This is a genomic window from Actinotalea endophytica, assembly GCF_025717005.1.
In the GTDB taxonomy this organism is placed as follows: domain Bacteria; phylum Actinomycetota; class Actinomycetes; order Actinomycetales; family Cellulomonadaceae; genus Actinotalea.
The window spans coordinates 96,659-112,533 of record NZ_JAOVZU010000006.1; the positions used below are offsets into that span (position 1 = coordinate 96,659).

Genomic DNA, 15,875 nt, shown 5'->3' on the forward strand with positions numbered 1-15,875 from the left:
CGGTAAAGACCGGCCGCCTACTGTATCGGTACAGAATTCTTGATCGGTACAGAAGGAGGGGGACATGTACCTGCCGTTCGCACACCTGCTCGCCCGGGCGTCCGTCCTGGACGAGATCGAGTCCGTCATGCCGTGGGCGCCGCCGGTCGAGGACCGATCACGGCGCGCACGGGTGCTCGCACGTCGTCGCGAGCACCGGGACGGGGCCCGGCGCCGACCGTGACGGTGCACGCCCCGCGACGCCCCCGGCCGGAGGGACCGCCGGCCGGGGGCGACACCCGAGGTGCGCTGCCGACCGTCGACGGCGCGCGGGAGGCGATGGGCACCCGGGGCGACGCCCCGGCTGAAGGCCCCTACCCTGGGTCGGGTGAGGATCGGGTCCCGCGGCACGGTGAGGACGTCGCCGTGGGCCGGGTGACCCTGCAGACCGTCGCCGACCACGTCGGGGTCTCGCGGATGACCGTCTCCAACGCGTTCTCCCGGCCCGACCAGCTCTCCTCGGAGCTGCGCGAGAAGATCCTGGCCGCCGCCGACGAGCTCGGGTACGTCGGCCCCGACCCTGCAGGACGCGCCCTGGCGCGCGGTGCCACGGGTGCCATCGGCGTCCTGCTCACCAAGTCGGTGCGCCACGCGTTCACCGACCCGATCGCGGCCGAGTTCTTCGGCGCGGTCGCCGAGAGCCTCGCGCCGACCGGCATGGCCGTCGCCCTGCTGCCGTCCGGGTTGTCGACCGAGCGGATCCCCGCGCGCGACATCCCCATCGACGGTGCACTGATCTACGCCTGCGCCGGCGACTCCGAGGCGCTGTCCTGGCTGCGCAAGCGGCGACTCCCGCTGGTCTACGTCGACCAGGCACCCGAAGGTGAGGCGTCCAGCGTGCTGCTCGACGACCGGGGCGGGGCCCGGGCCGCGGCACGGCACCTGGTCGAGCTCGGCCACCGCAAGGTCGGGCTGATCGCGATCGACTGGTACGGGCCGCACGGCCTCATCGCGGACCCCACCGTCCGAGGCACCAACTACGTAGCGAACGAACGGGTGGCCGGCTGGCTGGAGGGGCTCGGCGGGGTCGAGGTCGTCGCCGTGCAGGCGCAGTCGAACGCCGAGCGCGACGCGTACGAGGGCGCCCAGCTGCTGCTCGACACCGAGGACCCGCCCACCGCGGTGCTGTGCTTCTCCGACCTGATGGCGTGGGGCGTCGTGCACGCCGCGCACGACCTCGGACTGCGCGTGCCCGAGGACCTCTCGGTGGTCGGCTTCGACGACTCCGCCCTGGCGCGCAGCGTGCGCCCGGCGCTCACGACCGTGCACCAGGACCTCGTCGCCAAGGGGCACCTGGCCGCGCAGCTGCTGGTGTCGGAGATCGCGCGGGTGCGCGCCGGAGAACCTGTCGAGGCCCGTCACGAGCTCCTCCCGCTCCAGCTCGTCGTGCGCCGGTCCACCGGGCCCGCGCCCGCCTGAACGCCCGGTGAACGCGGGTCGTCGAGCGGATTGAAGCCCCAGGTCACGCCCCCAAAGGTGACTCACAGGTTCGGCACAGCGGTGCCGTAGGGCACCTCCGTAGAACTGTCGGTGACAAGGGGGACCACCCCGCGCAGCTACGAGCGTTCCTCGCTCCCGACTCTTGGAGGGGCCGTGCCCGACCTCCTGCTCATCGCGATCGACCTGGTCGCCGTCACCCTGCTCGCCTACGGCTCGTACTTCCGGCGCCACGGGCGTCGCGAGATGCTCGTCGCGTACGTCGGGCTGAACGTCGGCGTCCTCGCCGTCACGTCGGTCCTCACCAACGCGGCGGTCGGTCTCGGCCTCGGCCTCGGCCTGTTCGGCGTCCTGTCGATCGTGCGGCTGCGCTCGTCCGAGATCAGCCACGAGGAGGTCGCGTACTACTTCGCCTCGCTCGCCCTCGGCCTGCTGTTCGGCCTGCAGCCGAACCCCGAGTGGCTCGCACCCGTTCTCGCCGCACTCGTCATCGGTGTGGTCGCGGCCGTCGACCACCTGCCCTGGCAGGTGCGGGCCCGCCGCCAGGTCATCACGCTCGACCGTGTGATCACCGACGAGCGCGAGCTCGAGGCCCACCTCGCCGCGATGCTGGGCGCGAAGATCCGGCTGGCGACCGTGCAGAGCTCGGACCTCGTGCGTGACTCGATGGTCATCGACGTCCGCTACGAGGTGCTCCCGGCGGGTCGCCGGGACCCTGAGGTGCCGACCGCGGCCGGCGCCCGTGCCGCGGAGCTCATGCGATGAGCACCGCGACCGTACCCGCGGCCGAGGCCCTCGCACCGATCGACCTCGCGGAGATCGAGCAGGTCGCGCACCTGCAGACGCGGGTGGACCGCAAATACCTCGTGCCGCTCGAGCTGGCCGACCAGCTGGTCGGCGAGGCCGTGCCGCACGGCAGGGTCCTCACCATCGACGGCCGCACCGGGTTCGGCTACGAGTCGGTCTACTTCGACACCGACGACCTCGCCGCCTACCGGGCGGCGGCGGGCCGGCGGCGGCACCGGTTCAAGGTCCGCACCCGCACCTACCTGGACAGCGGGCACAGTGTGCTCGAGGTCAAGACCCGCGGCAGCCGCGGCGAGACCGTCAAGGAGCGGATCACGCACGACGCCGAGACCACCACGCTCGACCGGGCCGGGATCGCCTTCATCGAGGAGCGGATCGGCGACCTCGTCGGCGACCGTGAGCTCGTGCCGACGCTCACCACGCGGTACCGCCGGACCACCGTCGTCGACGCGGCGGTGCCGATGCGGATGACGATCGACACCGACCTGCGCTGCGGCGACGGGGCGGACGAGGTCGGCCTGGACGGCATGGCGATCGTCGAGGTGAAGTCCGGTGCGCGGGCCACACCCGCCGACCGGTGGCTGTGGGCCCACGGCGTCCGGCCGCTCGCGATCAGCAAGTACGCCGTCGGGGTGGCCGCGCTGCGCGGGCTGCCGGGGAACCGGTGGCGGCGACCGCTGTCGCTGGTCGGCTAGTCGCGGGGCCGGGTGCCCGCCCGCTGACCGCCGCGACGGGCGAGCCGGCACACGGTGCTCAGGCGTTCGCGCCCGGATGCCGATGTGGGTGGGGTGAGTGCGCAGGGGGCCGCGGACGTGCCGTGGTGGCGTGGGTTCTTCGCAGGGCTGCGGCGCGGGGTGCGCGAAGGACGGTTGTCGCGCTGGCGGGCCGCCGGCGTGGTCGGTGGGCTGGCGGCGTCGGGGCTGATCGCCGCGGGCCTGACCACGCTGCTGTGCTACGGCGTGGTGCGGACGCTTGTGGGCATCGCCCGCGGCGGCGCAGAGCCGAGATGGAACGACCCGGTGCTCCTGACCGTCACCGTTGCGGTGTGCATCGTGGTGATCCCTCTCGCGGCGGTCGGAGCGCGGCGGCGTCGGCTGCGGCTGGCCGTGCACCAGGCCCGGATGCGCGGCTGGGCCGAGGCCCATGGCTGGGCGTACCAGCCCCGCTCGAGGCTGTTGTCCAGCCGGTGGGACGCACCCGGAACGCCGACCAGCACCTGGGTGCGCGACGTGCTGACCCGTGCCACCCCGCGCGGTGAGGTCACCTCGCTGACCCTGGGACTGGGCAGGGACTGGACCCGATGGGCCACCCACGCGGTGATGGTCGCCGGGCCACGGAGGTTCCCCGCGCTGCACCTGACCCCGATGGCCGTCCACGACCGCGTCGACCTGGCCCTGGGTGGCCAGGACATCGCCGTGGAGTCCTATCAGATCAACGAGCGGTGGCGGGTGCGCTGCGCAGACCTGCGCTTCGCGCACGAGGTGGCCCACCCTCGCCTGCTGGAGCGCCTGGACCGCGCCGCGTTCCCCGGGCTGTCCCTGCTCGTGGAGGGTCGCGACGTCGTCGTGCACGTGCCCGGGCCCACCGATCTGGTCCGCGTGGAGGGCCTCGCCGAGCTGGTGCTCGACCTGGCCGACCTGGTGCCCGCCTACCTGACCGACGACTACCCGCCCCACCCGCCGCACGTCCCACGCCGCGAACGACGCAGACCACCCCGCCGCGTGCGCTGACACCGTGCTCGTCGGAAGACCCTCGTGACGCGCGATGGGCACTTGAGTTCGCTGATCGGCGCCGAGTTCGCTGAGCCCACCCAGCGAACTCGCGCACAGCCAGCGAACTCGCGGAGACGGACAGCGCACATCGGTGCGACCGCGCGGGCCTCGGTCGGGCCGCGCGTAGCGGGATTCGCCTGGAACGGTCGGCGCCCTGTCGGCCGGGCCCGGCGACTGTCCGGCGCCCCTCAGCGCTCGCGATCGGCGTCGCGGCTGGGCTGCACCCGCTTGGGCTCGCCCGGCATCTTCGGGTACTCGGGTGGGTAGGGCAGGTCGCCGGCGCCGTGGTCGCGTTCGTCCCGGTCGGCCATCTCGAGCAGCGGCTCGATCGAGAACCGGGGCGCGGCGCCGGCCGCGAGCGGTGCGAACAGGTCGCCGACCTCGGCGAAGCGTGCGGCCGCCGTGCGGACCGTGAAGTCGTCGGGGTGCACCGCGTCGAGCTCGTCCCAGTGCAGTGGCGTGGACACCGTGGCGCGGGCGTTGGCCCGGATCGAGTACGCGGACGCGATCGTGCGGTCCCGGGCCATCTGGTTGTAGTCGACGAAGATCGTCTCGCCGCGCTCCTCCTTCCACCACTTCGTGGTGACCTTCCCGGGCAGCCGGCGCTCGAGCTCGCGGCCCAGCGCGATCGTCGCGCGGCGCGCCTGGGTGAACGTCCAGCGCGGCTCGATCGGGACGAACACGTGCAGGCCGCGCCCACCGGACGTCTTCGGCCAGCCCTGCATGCCGAGCTCGGTGAGCAGCTCCCGCAGGTGCGGGGCGACGCGGACCGCGTCGGTGAAGTCGGTGCCGGGCTGCGGGTCGAGGTCGATCCGGAGCTGGTCGGGGGAATCGGTGTCCGCCGAGGTCACCGGCCACGGGTGGAAGGTGAGCGTGCCGAGGTTCGCGGCCCAGGCCACCACGGCGAGCTCGGTGGGGCGCACCTCGTCGGCGGTCCGGCCGCTGGGGAACCCGATCGTCGACGTCTGCACCCAGTCGGGAGCGCCCTGTGGCACGCGCTTCTGGTAGAAGCCGTCACCCGAGGAGTCCATCCGGGTGGAGAGCCGAGCGCCCTCGTGCCAGCCCTTCGGCCAGCGCTCCAGCGTGGTGGGGCGGTCCCGCAGGGCCGCGAGGATGCCGTCGCCGACCGCGACGAAGTGCTCGACGACCTGCAGCTTCGTGACGCCGGGGAACACCTCGCGGTCCGCGCTGGACACGCGCACGGTGCGGCCGGCCACCTCGAGCTCGACGGCGGGCGCTGCCATGCCGACACGCTAGGTGCTGGGGGTGACAGCGGCACGCCGAGCGTGTTCGGGCGGCCGGCGCCGAGCCGGCCAGGGGTGCCCGCACGGCCCGGGCCGGTCAGGGGTCGGCCCGGGCCGTGCCTGGGGGCGCCGAGCCGGCGGCCCGGGACCGCGACCGCTCAGCCGAGCGTGCGGCCGAGCTCCGGGAAGGCGCCGCGGTAGTCCTCGAGCAGGCGGCGCCCGACGGCCACCGAGTCCACCAGCGGGTGCAGGGCGAAGGCCTTCCAGGCGAGGTCCGCCGAGCCCTCGAGCGCGGCCTCGATGGTGAGCTGCTCGACCGCCTTGACCTGCGCCATCAGGCCGAGCATGTGCCCCTCGACCGGCGCGATCGGCCACGGGTGCACGCCCTCCGCGTCGACCTCGCAGCCGACCTCGACCACGGCCTCGGGCGGCAGCCCCGGCACGAGGTCGCCGTTGCGGACGTTGAGGATCATCGTCGCCGGGCGGTCGGTCGCGATCGCAGCCATGAGCTGTGCGGCGACCTGGTGGTACCCGCCCTCGGCGTCCTCGGGGGCGCGCTCGCCCTCCTTGCCCTCCGGGCGGCTCTCGGCCATGTAGGTCGCCTCGCGCTCGCGGTGCGACGCGTGCCAGGTGTCCAGCGCGTCGGCGCCGTCGCGGTCCGCCGCGGCGTAGAACGCGCGCTGCTGCTCGTCCAGGAACTCCCCGCGAGTGGCCGCCGACGCGGCGATCCGCTGCGTCGCCTCCCGCGTGAAGTAGTAGTAGTAGAGGTACTCGTTGGGCAGCGCGCCGATCGCCCGGACCCAGTCCGGACCCATCAGCCGCGCCTCCTCGATCCCGATCAGCCGCGCGTCGTCGCCGATCAGGTCCCCGAGGCCGTCGCGGCCGTCGACCCGCAGCCCGCGCAGCCAGCCCAGGTGGTTCAGCCCGACGTAGTCGAACGCCCCCGCGCCGTGCGGCGCCTCGGCGAGGTCGAGCGCCCGGGCGGCGCGACGCATCAGCCCGATCGGGGTGTCGCAGATGCCGACGACCCGGTCGCCGAGCACCGTACGCATGGCCTCGGTGACGATGCCGGCCGGGTTCGTGAAGTTGATCACCCAGGCGTCCGGCGCGACCGCCCTGATCCGCCGGGCCAGCTCGACCATCACCGGGACGGTGCGCAGCGCGTAGGCGAGGCCGCCGGGCCCGGTGGTCTCCTGGCCGAGCACGCCGAGCTCGAGCGCGACGCGCTCGTCGAGCACCCGGCTCGCCGTCCCGCCGACCCGGATCGCGGAGAACACGAAGTCGGTGCCGCGCAGCGCCTCGTCCAGGTCGGTCGTCACGGTGAGCCGCGGTGCGTGCGGGCTGCGCTCCGCGATCGGCCCGACCACCCGGGCGATCACGCGCAGCCGGGCCGGGTCCACGTCGTAGAGGGCGACCTCGTCGATGCGCACCGGCGCCTGCGGGTCGGCGACCGCCTCGATCACCTGGGGGACGCGGAAGCCGCCGCCGCCGAGGATCGTGAGCCTCATGCGGTCACGACCTCGGCCCCGGCCAGGCGGAAGGTGTCCAGCGTCGCCGGGTCGGCGTCGACGTTGGTGACCAGGGTCTGCACGGCGTTCGCACCGCACACGTCCAGCAGGCCGGTGCCGGGGAACTTCGTGCGGTCGGCGAGCAGCACGGTGCGCTCGGCCGACGCGATCATGGCGCGCTTCACGGGTACCTCGATCCCTGTCGTGTCCATGACCACGCCGTCGGGCCGCACGCCGCTGGTGCCGAGGAAGCACACGTGCGCGCGCAGCTGGCTGATCGCCTGCTCGGTGAGCATGCCGACCATGGACTGGTAGTTCTTGCGCACCACGCCGCCGAGCACCACGAGCTCGACGTCGTCGTCGTCCCGCAGCTCGTCGACCACGGCCAGGCTCGAGGTCAGCACGGTGATCCGCTTGCCGCGCAGCCTGCGCGCGAGGCCCGCGGTCGTCGTACCGATGTCGACCAGCACGACGTCGCCGTCACGGACCAGCGCGGCCGCCGCCTCGGCGACGCGCTCCTTCTCGGTGGCGGCCTGGCGGGCGACGTCGGCGAACGGGACCGCGTCGGCCTCGATGCTGCCGCCGCGCACGCGCCGCAGCAGACCCTCGGCGCTGAGCACGTTGAGGTCGCGCCGGATGGTGGAGGCCGAGACGCCGAACCGGTCGGCGAGGTCCTCGACCGCGACCGCACCCGACTCCTGGAGCAGTCGCAGGATCTCCGCCTGTCGCGTCGCGGTGAGCACGTTGAAACACTATCAGTCAGAAGGGTGCAATTCCGAGCATCTTCGAGACTATGCTGCAAGCAACCACGAGCACCGAGGTGTGGCGGACGCCCTACCGAAGGGAGCGAGCACGTGACCGGAGCCGATGGCGCGACCCGGCGGGGTGACCCGCTCGCTGCCTTGCGCGCCGACGGTGGTCCCGAGCTCGACGTGCTGCTCTCGGGCCAGATCTTCTACGACATCATCTTCACCGACCTGCCGGCCGACCCCGCCCCCGGGACCGAGGTCTGGGCGGCCGGGATGGGCTCGTGCCCCGGCGGCATCGCGAACCTCGCGGTCGCCGCCAGCCGGCTCGGGCTGCGCACCGGGCTCGCCGCCGGGTTCGGCGAAGACGTGTACGGGTCGTGGTGCTGGGACGTCCTGGAACGGCAGGAGCGCGTCGACCTGACGAGCTCGCGCCGCTTCCCCGGCCACTCGGCCGTCACCGTGTCGATGGCCAGGCACGGCGACCGGAGCATGGTGACGCACGGCCACCCCCTCCCGATCACCGACGACGAGCTCGTCGGTGACCCGCCCCGCTCGCGCGCCGTGATCACCGACCTGCCGCCCGAGGGCGAGACCGCTCCGGCGTGGTGGACGACCGCCGCCGAGCGCGGCGCGCTGGTGTTCGCCGACGTCGGCTGGGACCCGACCGAACGCTGGGCGCCCAGCGTGCTCGACGCGCTGGACCGCTGCCACGCGTTCAGCCCGAACGTCGTCGAGGCGACGGCCTACACCCGGACCGAGACGGCGCAGGCAGCAGTCGCCGCGCTGGCCGAGCGGGTTCCGCTGGCCATCGTGACCTGCGGCACGGAGGGCGCCCGGGGGATCGACTCCAGCACGGGAGAGCAGGCGCACGTGCCACCAGTCGAGGTCGTCGCGCTCGACGCGACCGGCGCCGGCGACGTGTTCGGTGCGTCGCTCGTGGTCGGCACGCTCGCCGGGTGGCCGCTCGCCGACCGCCTCGCGTTCTCCGCGCTGTGCTCCGCGCTCGCGGTCCAGCAGTTCGGCGGCTCGCTCGCCGCGCCCGGCTGGGGCGACATCGCGGACTGGTGGCAGCGCACCAGCCAGACCTCGGGCGACCGGGACCTGGTGGCGCGCTACGGCTTCCTCGACGACGTGCTGCCGCGCGGCGCGGTCGACGCGGTCCGCCGTGCCGAGGCCACTCTCACGCTCTACTCCGACCTGCACGAACCCAGTTCACGCCACGCCCGCGGGGCGCGGCGAACCAGTACGCCGACGAGGAGAGGACGACGATGAACGTACGAGCATCCACCCGCTGGGGTGCCCTGGCCGTCGGTGCGGCCTTCGCGCTCGCGGCCTGCGCGCCCGGCTCGGGCACTTCCGAGGAGACCAGCGCGCCGGCCACCAGTGGTGAGGTCCAGACCGACATCGCCTCGCTGGGCGACGTCACGCTGAGCGTCTGGGACCAGGAGGTGCGCGGCGGGCAGAACGAGCAGATCGAGGCCCTCAACGCGGCCTTCATGGAGAAGTACCCGAACGTCACGATCGACCGGAACTCGCAGTCGTTCGACGACCTGGCGACCACGCTCCGCCTCGCGCTGACCGACGACGAGGCACCCGACGTGGTCCAGGCCAACAACGGCCGCAACACCATGGGCCAGTTCGTCGCCGCCGGTCAGCTGGTCCCGCTGGACCCGTGGGCCGAGGCGTACGGCTGGTTCGACCGCTACTCGCCCAACGTGCTGCAGTACTCGTCGTACTCCGAGGACGGCACGGTCTTCGGCGACGGCAACCTCTACGGGCTGCCGCAGGTCGGCGAGGTCGTCGGGATCTTCTACAGCAAGTCCAAGCTCGCCGACCTCGGTCTCGACGTGCCGGCGACCTGGGCGGACTTCGAGGACGCGCTGGCCGCCGCCAAGGCCGCAGGCGAGACCCCGATGCAGCTCGGCAACATCGAGGGCTGGCCGGCCATCCACGTGTTCGGCCCGCTGCAGGGCGCGACCGTGCCCGCCGACCAGATCGTCGCGCTCGGCCTTGGCAACCCCGGCGCCAGCTGGACCACGCCGGAGAACGAGGCCGCCGCGGCGACCCTGCAGGGCTGGGTCGAGGACGGGTACTTCAACGACGGCCCGAACGGCACCGACTACGACGCCGCCTGGCAGGCGCTCGCGGACGGTGACGGGGTCTTCCTGATCGGTGGCTCGTGGCTCGCCGCCGACCTCGAGGACGCCATGGGCGACGACGTCGGCTTCTTCGCGCCGGCCCTCGACGACGGCACGATCGCGACGACCGGCGGCACCGGCCTGCCGTTCGCGATCACCTCGGGCTCGAAGAACCCGGACGTGGCCGCCGCGTACATCGACTTCATCACCAGCGACGACGCCATGAGCATCATCGCGGAGAAGGGCAACCTCCCGGTCAACCGGACCGCCGAGCTCGCCCCCGACTCCGGTGTGCAGGCCGACGTGTTCGCGACCTTCGACGAGGTCAGCTCCAGCGGCGCGCTCCTGCCGTACCTGGACTACGCGACGCCGACCTTCAGCGACACCCTCGCGACGTCGCTGCAGGACCTCATCGCCGGCCAGAAGACCCCGGCGGAGTTCACCGAGGCGCTCGAGGCGGACTATGCCGACTTCGTCGGTCAGTCCGACTGACACCGATCGGGTGCGGGGCGGCCGCCGTCGCCCCGCACCCGATCGTCGTCGCCCCGCGAGCGGCCGGCGGCTGAGCCCGTACGGGTTCCTGGCGCCGGCGTTCGTGCTGTACGCCGCGTTCCTGCTCTACCCGATCCTGCGCGCCGTCCAGCTCTCCCTGTACCGCTGGGACGGGCTGAGCCTCGGCGTGTGGGTGGGCCTCGACAACTACCGGGCCGTGCTCGCCGACGAGCGGCTTCGGGCCGCCTTCGGGCACGCGCTCGTGCTGATCGTGTTCTACGCGGTGATCCCGCTGGCGATCGGGCTCGTGCTCGCGGCGATCCTGAACCGCGCCCGGGTGCGCGGCCTGGGGTTCTTCCGCACCGTGGTGTTCCTGCCGCAGGTGGTCGCGATGGTGGTCGTCGCGGTCGCGTGGCGGCAGATCTACGCGCCGAACGGGTCGCTGAACACCGCGCTGCGGGCGGTCGGGCTGGACGCGCTGACCCGCGCGTGGCTCGGCGACTACACCTTCGCGCTGCCCGCGGTCGGGTTCGTGGGGACCTGGGTCTCGATGGGTCTGGTCACCGTGCTGCTGCTGGCCGGCATGGCCCGGATCCCCGGCGAGCTGTACGAGGCGGCACGGCTGGACGGCGCGGGTGCGGTCCGGGAGTTCTTCGCGATCACCCTCCCGGCCGTGCGCGGTGAGATCGCGGTGGCGCTGACCCTGACGATCATCGCCGCGCTGAAGACCTTCGACCTAGTCTACATGACCACCAACGGCGGCCCCGGGACGTCCACGACCGTGCCGAGCTACGAGGTGTACCGCAACGCGTTCGAGCGCGGCCAGGTCGGGCTCGCCGCCGCGATCGGGATCACGCTGACCGTGGTGATCTTCCTGATCAACCTCGTGGTCAACAAGGTGGGGGACCGCACCTCATGACGATCTCCCGCGCCGAGAAGGTGGCGAACTACGCGATCCTGACGCTGTTCGCGGCGTTCGCGCTGTGGCCCGTGCTCTCGATCCTGGTCACCGCGGTCGGACCGGAGAACCGCACCGCGGCCGAGTCGGGCCGGTTCCACTTGGAGAACTTCGCCGCGGCCTGGACCCAGGGGAAGTTCGGCCACTACATGCTGACCTCGGTCCAGGTCTCGCTGCTCGTGGTCTCGGTGGCGCTGGTGTGCTCGGTGATGGCCGGCTACGCCCTGGGCACGATGCGGTTCCGCGGCGAGCAGCTGGTCTTCTACCTGTTCCTGCTCGGGATCATGGTGCCCACCGAGGCGATCATCGTCCCGCTCTACTTCGACCTGCGGGACCTCGGCCTGACCGACACCCTGCTCGGCGTCGCGCTGCCGCAGATCGCGCAGTCCATCGCGTTCGGCACCTACTGGATGCGCGCGTACTTCCGGGCCTCGGACCGCTCGATCGTCGAGGCGGCACGGCTCGACGGCGCCGGCAACCACCGCGTGCTGTGGCAGATCCTCGTGCCGGTCGGCCGGCCGGCGATCACCACCCTCGTGTTGCTCACCTTCATGTGGACCTGGAACGAGTTCCTCATCCCGCTCGTCATGTCCCCCCGCGGCGACGTGCGCACCGCGCCGCTGGGCCTGGCGTTCTTCCAGGGCCAGTACGTGCAGGGCACGACGCTGCTCGCCGCCGCGGCGGTGCTCGTCGCGCTGCCCGTGGTCGTCGTCTACCTGTTCCTCCAGCGGCACTTCATCGCCGGCATGCTCGAAGGGGCGGTGCGCGAGTGACCGAGCTCGTCGAGCTTGCCGGGTCGCAGGACGTGGCCGTGGCCGCGGCCGACCGGATCGTCGCTGCCGTCGGTGGCGTGCCCCACGCCGTGCTGGGCGTCGCAACCGGGTCCAGCCCGCTGGCCACCTACCGCGAGCTGGGCCGGCGGGCGGAGTCGGGCGTGGACCTCGGCGGCCTGCACGTGGTGCAGCTCGACGAGTACGTCGGGCTCGCCGCGGGCCACCCGGAGCGCTACGGGGCCGTGGTGCGCCGGGAGCTCGCCGACCGGATCGCGCTCCCGCACGAGCGGGTGCACGTGCCGGACGTCGACGCGTCCGACCTGGACGGGGCGTGCGCCGCGTACGAGGCGCTGATCCGCGACCTCGGCGGGGTCGACCTGCAGATCCTCGGCCTCGGCAGCGACGGGCACGTGGCGTTCAACATGCCGGGTTCGTCGCCGGCCTCTCGCACCCGCGTGACCGCGCTCAGCGACCGCACCGTGCAGGACAACGCCCGGTTCTTCGGCGGCCGCACCGACCTGGTGCCGCGCGCCGCGGTGACCCAGGGGCTCGCGACGATCCACGAGGCGCGCTCGCTGCTCATGCTCGTGACCGGCGAGTCCAAGGCCGCGGCCCTGCGAGCGCTGCTCGAGGGGCCGGCCGGTCCCCAGGCACCGGGTACGGCGCTGCTGGACCACCCGGACCTCACGATCCTTGCCGACCGGGCCGCGCTCGGCGCCCTCAGGCCGGCGGGTCCAGCAGCCCTCGGCGGTGCGCGACGGTGACCGCCTCGGTCCGGCCGCCCACGCCGAGCTTCGCGATGAGGTTCGACACGTGCACGCTGACCGTCTTCGCGCTGATGAACAGCCGCTCGCCGATCTGACGGTTGCTCAGCCCCTCCGCGACGAGCGCGAGAACCTCCGCCTCCCGGTCGGTCAGCACGTCCACCGCGGGCCGACCGGCTCCCGGCAGGTCGAGCCTCGCGCGTCGAGCCAGGTCGCGGCACGCGCCCAGCAGCGGCGCGGCGCCCATCTGCTCGGCCGCGTCGGCGGCGGCGCGCAACTGCGCGGTGGCGGCGACCCGGTCCCCGGCCGCGACCAGCGCACCCGCCCAGCGGAACCTGCTGCGCGCCTCCTCGTAGCGGTAGCCGTACCCGAACGCCTCGGTCGCGGCGCGCCAGACCTCGGGGTCGTCCCGGCCGCTCAGGCGGCTGTGCTCGGCCTCGGCGCGCGCAAGCCAGGCCCGCCCTTCCGGTCCCAGGCGCCCGCCGCGGGGTCGGCCGCGCTCGGCGGTCGTCCTGGCGCGCTCGAGCAGTCGGTCGCCGTGCCGCACGGTGAGCGCGGAGTCCGCACCGGTCAGCCGGTCAGCGGCCGCGATGTCCGCCAGTGCCGCGAGCGCGAGCGCGGCGAGCCAGATCCCGCCGAGGAAGAAGTCGTCCCACACCCGCGACAGGCGCTCGAGCATCGACTCGGCGACCTCGACGGCCTCGCGCGGGCGGCCCGACCAGGTGAGGGCGTCGGCGTTCGTCCCGCCCGTGATCAGGGCGATCTGCGCGTCGCGGTCCCAGTACTCCTCGAGCGCGGCGGCGGCGTCGAGCACGTCGTCGTCACCGCGGGCGGTGGCGGCATACAGATCGACCGCCGCCAACGCGATCTCCTGCCACGGCGTGCCGTAGGGCCGCGCGGAGTCGGGCGCACGGAGGTCGCCCTGCGCGTACCGCACCAGGCGCTGGAAGAACCGCTGGGACAGACCGAACTCGCTCCAGCCGAGCCCCGCGGCCTCGGCCCGTGCCAGGCCGGCCTCGAGCACCGCGGCGGACTCGTCCAGCCGACCGGCGTAGTAGAACGTCGTCGCGAGGTTGTAGGCGCACCGCTGCTCGGTCACCAGGTCACCCGCCTCGCGGGCGCGGCGCACGGCGGTGTCCAGCAGGGCCGTGGCGGTGTCCGGGTCGTCCACGCCGAGCACCGCGAGCGTGGCCGACGCGTCGGCCTCCGCGGCCGGGACGCCGGCGGAGCGGGCCAGCTCGACCGCGGCCTGCGCGCTGCGCGCGGCCTGCTCGTCGAGGTCGACGTTGAGGCTCACCCGGGCGTGGATGGCCAGCAGCCAGGCGCGATCGGCCGCCGGGGCGTCGGCCGGTAGGTCGGCCAGTGCGCGGTCCGCCTCGGCGACCACCGAGTGGTCCTCCACGACCAGCAGGTACTGCGAGAGCCGGCCGCGCAGCGGGGCCTGGCGACCCGGGTCACCGTCCGCCTGGGCCACGGCGAACCGGGCGAGCTCGACCGCGCGCTCGGTGCGCCCGGCGCGGTTCGCCGCAGCGGCCGCACGATCGGCGACCCCGACCCGGTCCACACCGGGGACCAGCTCCGCGAGGCGCAGCAGCTGCTCGAGGTGGTCCAGCTCCTCGGCCGGCGCGAAGAGCGCGGCGGCCTCGTCCGCGGCCATGGTCGCCGCGCGCACCGCGGTCGGCAGGTCGTGCGCCCGGCGGGCGTGCTCGGCGAGCCGGGCGGCCGAGCCCAGCGTCGGGTCCGCCAGCAGCGCCCGCAGGTAGGCCTGGTCCAGCACGAGCCGTTCGCCGGGGAGCAGGTCCGCCTCGACGACCTCGGCGAGCAGCGCGTGCCGGAACGCCAGCGTCGCGCCGTCCTGCGCGAGCACCTGGGCGGCGACCGCCTCGTGCACCAGGGCGTCGAAGTCACCCGCCCCGACCTCGGCCCAGACCGCCCGCAGCAGCGGCTCGCGCACCTGACGGCCCGCCACCGCCGCGACGCGAGCCAGACGCAGCACCGCGGGGTCCAGCCGTTCGAGCCGCGCGTGCAGCACGTCGGCGAGGCTCCACGGCAGCTCGCCGCCCGCGCCCGCCTCGAGCAGCTCCTGGGCGAAGTACGCGTTGCCCTCGGAGCGGGCCATCACCTGGCGCACGACGGAGTCCGCCACCGGTCCGCCCTGCACCGCGACGGCGAACCGCCGCAGCTCGTCGACGTCGAACGCCGGCAGGTCCAGGCGGTCCACCCGCGGGTTGCGCCACAGCTCGGCGAGCAGCGGGCGCAGCGGGTGGCGGCGGTGCAGGTCGTCGGCGCGGTAGCTGGCCACGACCAGCAGGTGCTCGTCACGCAGCCGGCTCGCCAGGAACCGCAGGACGTCGCGGGTCGACGAGTCCGCCCAGTGCACGTCCTCGATCACCAGCAGGAGCGGGTGGCCGGGCCCACCGGCCGCGCCGAGCGCTGCGGCGATGCCGTCGAAGAGCTGCAGGCGCGCGGCGTCGTCGGCGCCCGGCGCGTCACCGTCCGGGCCGCTGCCGGGGGTGAGGCGGGCCAGGGCCGGGCGGGCGCGCTGCACCGGCTCGAGCGCGTCGCCGCGCCGGGCCAGCTCGCCGATCGCCTGGGCGAAGGGCAGGTAGGGCAGGCCGACCTCGCCGAGGTCGACGCACTGCACGGTGATCGCCGTGGCGCCGTCGTGCTCGGCGAGGCCCGCAACGTGCTGCAGCAGCCGGGTCTTGCCCACCCCGGCGTCCGCACCCAGCAGGACGATCCCGGGCACGCCGCGGGCGGCGTCGGCGAGAGCGTCGGTGAGGCGGGCGACCGGGGCCTCCCGGGCGACGAAGTCGGTCATGCCGCGGGCCATGCCTCCGATCCTCGCACCGGGTCCTGACGCGAGGGAGTGGGTGACAGGTGCAGCACGGGCGCAGGGCCCGGCTGCCCGGCGGTGGCGGACGCGGTGGTGGCGGACGTGGCGGTGGCGGCCGTGGCGGTGGCGGACGCGGTGGTGGCAGTGGCCGTGGCCGTGCTGCGCGCGACCGCCGCACGGGCGCGGCGTGCGACCGACGAGAGCCGTCGCGGGCCGGCGTAGGTCCGGCGGACGCGGTCCTGGCGGTACGTGAGCTCGGCGTCCAGGGCCGGGCCCCAGGTGGTGAGCGACATGGTGGGCTCCTCTCGATGACCACCACGGTCGTCCTGAGGGCCGGCCGGGCGGATCGGTCGGTCGT

15 protein-coding genes are annotated in these 15,875 nt (G+C 73.9%); 10 read left to right on the top strand and 5 right to left on the bottom strand.

Annotated elements, in window-relative coordinates:
• Positions 1 to 64 precede the first annotated feature (64 nt).
• From OEB99_RS11535 to OEB99_RS11555, 5 genes are all read left to right on the top strand, one after another.
• Positions 65 to 223, top strand: coding sequence for a hypothetical protein (locus tag OEB99_RS11535; RefSeq protein ID WP_263510242.1), 159 nt, complete (start codon positions 65 to 67; stop codon positions 221 to 223).
• Positions 224 to 405: 182 nt separating this feature from the next.
• On the top strand, positions 406 to 1,458 hold the full coding sequence (locus OEB99_RS11540; RefSeq protein ID WP_263510243.1) for a LacI family DNA-binding transcriptional regulator: 1,053 nt from the start codon (positions 406 to 408) through the stop codon (positions 1,456 to 1,458).
• 174 nt (positions 1,459 to 1,632) lie between these two features.
• Positions 1,633 to 2,241: a DUF4956 domain-containing protein gene (locus OEB99_RS11545; RefSeq protein WP_263510244.1), complete on the top strand. Its 609-nt coding sequence runs from the start codon at positions 1,633 to 1,635 to the stop codon at positions 2,239 to 2,241.
• Positions 2,238 to 2,978, top strand: coding sequence for a polyphosphate polymerase domain-containing protein (locus OEB99_RS11550; RefSeq protein ID WP_263510245.1), 741 nt, complete (start codon positions 2,238 to 2,240; stop codon positions 2,976 to 2,978). The genes OEB99_RS11545 and OEB99_RS11550 overlap by 4 nt, the downstream gene beginning before the upstream one ends.
• 93 nt (positions 2,979 to 3,071) lie before the next feature.
• Positions 3,072 to 4,013: a hypothetical protein gene (locus tag OEB99_RS11555; RefSeq protein WP_263510247.1), complete on the top strand. Its 942-nt coding sequence runs from the start codon at positions 3,072 to 3,074 to the stop codon at positions 4,011 to 4,013.
• Between the two features lie 230 nt (positions 4,014 to 4,243).
• Here the strand turns inward: OEB99_RS11555 and OEB99_RS11560 are convergent, their stop codons facing one another.
• The 3 genes from OEB99_RS11560 to OEB99_RS11570 form a co-directional block, all read right to left on the bottom strand.
• Entirely contained in the window at positions 4,244 to 5,299 is a 1,056-nt protein-coding gene (locus tag OEB99_RS11560) for a DNA polymerase domain-containing protein (RefSeq protein ID WP_263510248.1), read from the bottom strand.
• 158 nt (positions 5,300 to 5,457) lie between these two features.
• The gene (locus OEB99_RS11565; protein ID WP_263510249.1) at positions 5,458 to 6,807 is read right to left on the bottom strand and encodes a 6-phospho-beta-glucosidase; all 1,350 of its coding nucleotides are present in this window, start codon (positions 6,805 to 6,807) and stop codon (positions 5,458 to 5,460) included.
• Complete coding sequence (locus tag OEB99_RS11570; RefSeq protein ID WP_263510250.1) at positions 6,804 to 7,550, bottom strand: DeoR/GlpR family DNA-binding transcription regulator; 747 nt, start codon at positions 7,548 to 7,550, stop codon at positions 6,804 to 6,806. The genes OEB99_RS11565 and OEB99_RS11570 overlap by 4 nt, the downstream gene beginning before the upstream one ends.
• A gap of 111 nt (positions 7,551 to 7,661) precedes the next feature.
• On the opposite strand from OEB99_RS11570, the gene OEB99_RS11575 reads away from it, so the two are divergent.
• Genes OEB99_RS11575 through OEB99_RS11595 form a run of 5 tightly spaced genes read left to right on the top strand, consistent with a single transcriptional unit; the run spans position 7,662 to position 12,681 of the window.
• Positions 7,662 to 8,828 (top strand): carbohydrate kinase family protein, encoded by a 1,167-nt coding sequence (locus OEB99_RS11575; protein ID WP_263510251.1) that lies wholly within the window; start codon positions 7,662 to 7,664, stop codon positions 8,826 to 8,828.
• The gene (locus tag OEB99_RS11580; RefSeq protein WP_263510252.1) at positions 8,825 to 10,186 is read left to right on the top strand and encodes an ABC transporter substrate-binding protein; all 1,362 of its coding nucleotides are present in this window, start codon (positions 8,825 to 8,827) and stop codon (positions 10,184 to 10,186) included. Before OEB99_RS11575 ends, OEB99_RS11580 begins: the two co-directional genes overlap by 4 nt.
• 10 nt (positions 10,187 to 10,196) lie before the next feature.
• Positions 10,197 to 11,105 (top strand): carbohydrate ABC transporter permease, encoded by a 909-nt coding sequence (locus tag OEB99_RS11585; protein ID WP_263510253.1) that lies wholly within the window; start codon positions 10,197 to 10,199, stop codon positions 11,103 to 11,105.
• Entirely contained in the window at positions 11,102 to 11,917 is an 816-nt protein-coding gene (locus tag OEB99_RS11590; RefSeq protein ID WP_263510254.1) for a carbohydrate ABC transporter permease, read from the top strand. The genes OEB99_RS11585 and OEB99_RS11590 overlap by 4 nt, the downstream gene beginning before the upstream one ends.
• Entirely contained in the window at positions 11,914 to 12,681 is a 768-nt protein-coding gene (locus tag OEB99_RS11595) for a glucosamine-6-phosphate deaminase (protein WP_263510255.1), read from the top strand. The genes OEB99_RS11590 and OEB99_RS11595 overlap by 4 nt, the downstream gene beginning before the upstream one ends.
• Here the strand turns inward: OEB99_RS11595 and OEB99_RS19735 are convergent.
• On the bottom strand, positions 12,638 to 15,514 hold the full coding sequence (locus OEB99_RS19735; RefSeq protein ID WP_318011411.1) for a helix-turn-helix transcriptional regulator: 2,877 nt from the start codon (positions 15,512 to 15,514) through the stop codon (positions 12,638 to 12,640). The two genes, OEB99_RS11595 and OEB99_RS19735, sit on opposite strands and share 44 nt — an antisense overlap.
• A complete protein-coding gene (locus OEB99_RS11610; protein WP_263510256.1) occupies positions 15,499 to 15,810 on the bottom strand; it encodes a hypothetical protein in 312 nt (103 codons plus the stop codon). Before OEB99_RS11610 ends, OEB99_RS19735 begins: the two co-directional genes overlap by 16 nt.
• Positions 15,811 to 15,875 lie beyond the last annotated feature (65 nt).